A 3,546-nucleotide genomic window follows, 5' to 3' on the forward strand; every position below is an offset into this window, starting at 1 on the left:
GACCAGGAGCTTGTCCTGCGCGGCATCTGCGACTTCATCGGCCTGGACTTCCTTCCGCAAATGCTCGACGTGGCGGCTTCCACCGAAGCACGGCAGATGTCGAAGCTGTCGGACCTGTGGTCATCCAACTGCTTCGGTCCCATCCCGGCCAACCGGGACAAGTTCAAGAGCCAGCTGAGCGTCGACGAAATCGAGGTCATCGAGACGGTGGCGAGAGAGCACATGCGCTCCTACGGCTATGAATTCATGACCGATGCGAACGCTCCGATTCCAGACGACGCGGTTCTCGCCTCTCGCGCGCAGCGATCCGCCCTGGGTCGAGCGCACGCATGGAGCCAACTCAGCAGCACCAACTACCGCGACTTCGTCCTGCGGCGGGTCAGGGCGGACCACCTCGCCGCCGTGCGCGAACGCCTGGCCCACGCAGTCCACGCCTGAATTGCGCCCCTGCACGGGCCCACTTCCGGCCTTCAACGCGCCTGCCGAGGCGTACCCTGCGGTGTAGCGCTTGCTCCGGTGTCGCTTGCCCGTCGAGAGGTTGTACGCCGCAATCGTCAGGCGACAGACACCGGATCGGATAGACCCCATGCAGAAATCGGCCCTTTCAACCGCGCGAGTGGCAGGACTCGTCGCAGGCCTGCTCGGCGCGACCATGGCCGTGCGCTGGGTGTTTCAGGTGGACGCCGTCGCGCACCTCATCCCCGGCTCCGAGCACGCAGGCATCGCCAGCCCGCTGCTCTTCATCGCGGCGAGCATCTGCCTGATCAACGCCTCGCGCCCATCGAACCCGGCCGCCTGGCTCACCCGGCTCTCTGCCATCTGCATCGCCGCGCTGATCGCGCTGCCCCTGGCCTACCTGTTCGAAGGGGTGACAGGCATCGGCCTGGGCGTCGACATCGTCCGCGCCGGCACCGTCTCCACAGCGGCCCAACCCCATCCCGGCCGGCTGTCCGCGAACGCGAGCCTGGGATTCCTGCTCGCCGGGATCGGCTTCTGGCTGAACAGGCAACGCTCCACCCGGCCTCGCCAGCTCATCTTCCTGGGGTTGTCCCTGGCCGTTTCCCTCATCGGCCTGGCCGGACTCGTCGGTCACTTCGTGGGCCTGGAAACGCTGTACCGGGTGGCGAGCTTCAACCGGATGCAGCCGGTCACCGCGTTCGGACTCTCGGTCGTCGGCGCCGGCCTGTGGATGCTCCACGAGGCATCCCAGGCGCTTGAACCCAAGGTGCTGCAAAAGACCGAGCAGCGCATCAAGCGGCGCTCGATCGCGGTCATCACGCTGGTCGCCCTGGCAGGTGGCGTTGCGGGTTTCGGGGTGATGCGCGATACCTTCGAGCGCTCGGTCGCGAAGGACATGCTGCTCATCGCCAGGACGAACGCGACGTCGCTGGCCCACACCATCGAGGTGAGCCTGTGGTTCCCGAGAACCGTTGCCACGCGGCCGGCCGCACGCCAGGCCCTGGACAGGCTGAGCACGGCGCCCGGCGACGCGGTGGCCAAGGAGTTCCTGCAGCGGGTTGCCGACAGCATCCTGACCACCGACCTGACGGGCGTGGAGTTCTACACCGCAGATGCCACGCGCGTGGCGCAGGCGGGCACCATGACATCCGCGAAGATGCAAGTCATCCAGCGCCTGTCGAACACCGGGTCGACGACCATCCTGGCCTGGAAGGACGGCTACCTGCTCCTCACGGAAACCGATGTTCGCATCGGGGAGCGCACCGTCGGACGGGTGCACACCGAGCAGCGCATGCCGCTGTTCGATCGCCTGCTGGAGGACATCCGGGCATCCCGCGACACCTCCGACGTGGCGATCTGCGGCCGCGACAAGGACAAGCTGGTCTGCGCGCCGAACCGGTTCAGGCCGTCCGGATTCGAGCTGCCGATGTTCGACGCGGCGGGCAGCCCCGCCCTTCCGGTGGCGAGGGCCGTGCTTGGCGAACAGGGCGTGGAGTTCCTCGATGACCGGCGCGGCAGCCCTGTCCTCTCGGCCTTCGCGCCGATCAAGGATTTCGGGCTCGGGTTCGCGGTGCGCACCGATGTCGAGACGCTCTATGCGCCRATGCGGTCGCGCCTGAACCTTCTGGCGCTGGCGCTGGTCGGCATCCTCGCGCTGGCCATCTATGTCCAGCACAGCGAGGTGAGGCCGGTGATCAGGCAATTGGTCGCGAGCCAGCAGATGGTGAAATCCATCCTCGATGACCAGTCCGAACTCGTGTCGCTCGTCAAGCCCGACGGCGAACTGAGCTACGTCAACCCGGCGTATGCGCGGCAGTTCGGCCTGACGCCCRCACAGATGGTGGGCAGGAATCTGTTCGACTACGTCGAGCCGGCGGAACACGAGATCGTTCGGCACGTCATCTCGAAGGTCCTGTCGACGGGCAAGACGTCGACCGGCGAGAACCGCATCATGACTGCCAGCGGAGCCAAACGCTGGATTTCGTGGACCGACAGCCTTCAGCTCGACCCGTCGGGCCGGCCGATGCTTCATTCGGTCGGTCGCGACGTGACCGAGCGCATGCGGGCCGAGGGAGCGCTTCGCATGCTGGGCGCAGTCTTCGACGCAACCACCGACTACGTCGTGCAGATCGACCCGATGGGCCGGCTCACCTACATGAACCCGGCCGCACGCGGGCGCACCGGGGTGGCGCTCGACGCGTCGATCGAGCACCTGACGCTGGCCGACTTCAACCCGCCGCAAACCCTCGAGCGGTTCATGTCGGAGGTCTGGCCTGCGGCGGAGGCCGCCGGCGTCTGGGTGGGCGAATCGCTGGTCTGGGATGCGCAGCGGCGCGAGTTCCCGGTCAGCCACATCGTCATCTGCCACCGCGACAAACAGGGCAAGGTCGAGTACTTCTCGGCACTCATGCGCGACATCTCGGCCGCCAAGGCCGCAGAACAGGCGGTCCGCGAGAGCGAGCATCGGCTGCGCATGGTGACCGACCACCTGCCGGCACTGATTTCCTACCTCGACAGCGACCTGCGCTTTCGCTTCGTCAACCGGACGTACCAGCAATGGTTCGGCGATGACGCGGCGCCGCAGATCGGGACGAGCGTGCGGGAGTTCTACGGCGAGCAGGCCTGGCTGGACATCGAACCCCGGCTGCGGGCCGCCCTGGCGGGCCAGGAGGTGGCGTACGACCGGGAAATGGTGCGCCCCGAGGGCCGACGCCATGTGCAGGTCACGGCCGTTCCCGATCGCGACGAGCGGGGCGTGGTCGTGGGCCTGTACACCCTCGTCGCCGACATCACCTCGTACCGCGAAGCGCAACGAGCGCTCCAGGAGAGCGAGGCCCGCCTGCGCACGGTGGCCGATGCGCTGCCGATGCGCGTGGCCTACATCGACGCCGACGAGCGCTACCGATTCAACAACCTGGCCTACGAGCGAGGCTTCGGCCGGCCGCGCGACGAACTCCACGGGCAGACCGTGCGCGCGCTGCTGGGCGATGCGGCGTACAGCAAGGTCGAACCGCACATTCGCGCCGCGTTGCGGGGAGAGGCCGTCACGTTCCAGAGCGAGATGACCAACGGCAGCCATGTCTGCTA

At 67.3% G+C, this 3,546-nt stretch carries 1 protein-coding gene and 1 pseudogene; both read left to right on the forward strand.

The genetic code is table 11. The features are described from left to right. A pseudogene (locus AC1D15_RS22510) lies at positions 1 to 438 on the forward strand (sulfotransferase); the annotation flags it as partial. Positions 439 to 586: 148 nt separating this feature from the next. Beyond that, on the forward strand, positions 587 to 3,546 hold a 2,960-nt coding region (locus AC1D15_RS22515), incomplete at its 3' end, for a PAS domain-containing protein (protein WP_477827716.1).

The sequence above is a fragment of the Rhizobacter sp. P2_H2 genome, from assembly GCF_056403375.1.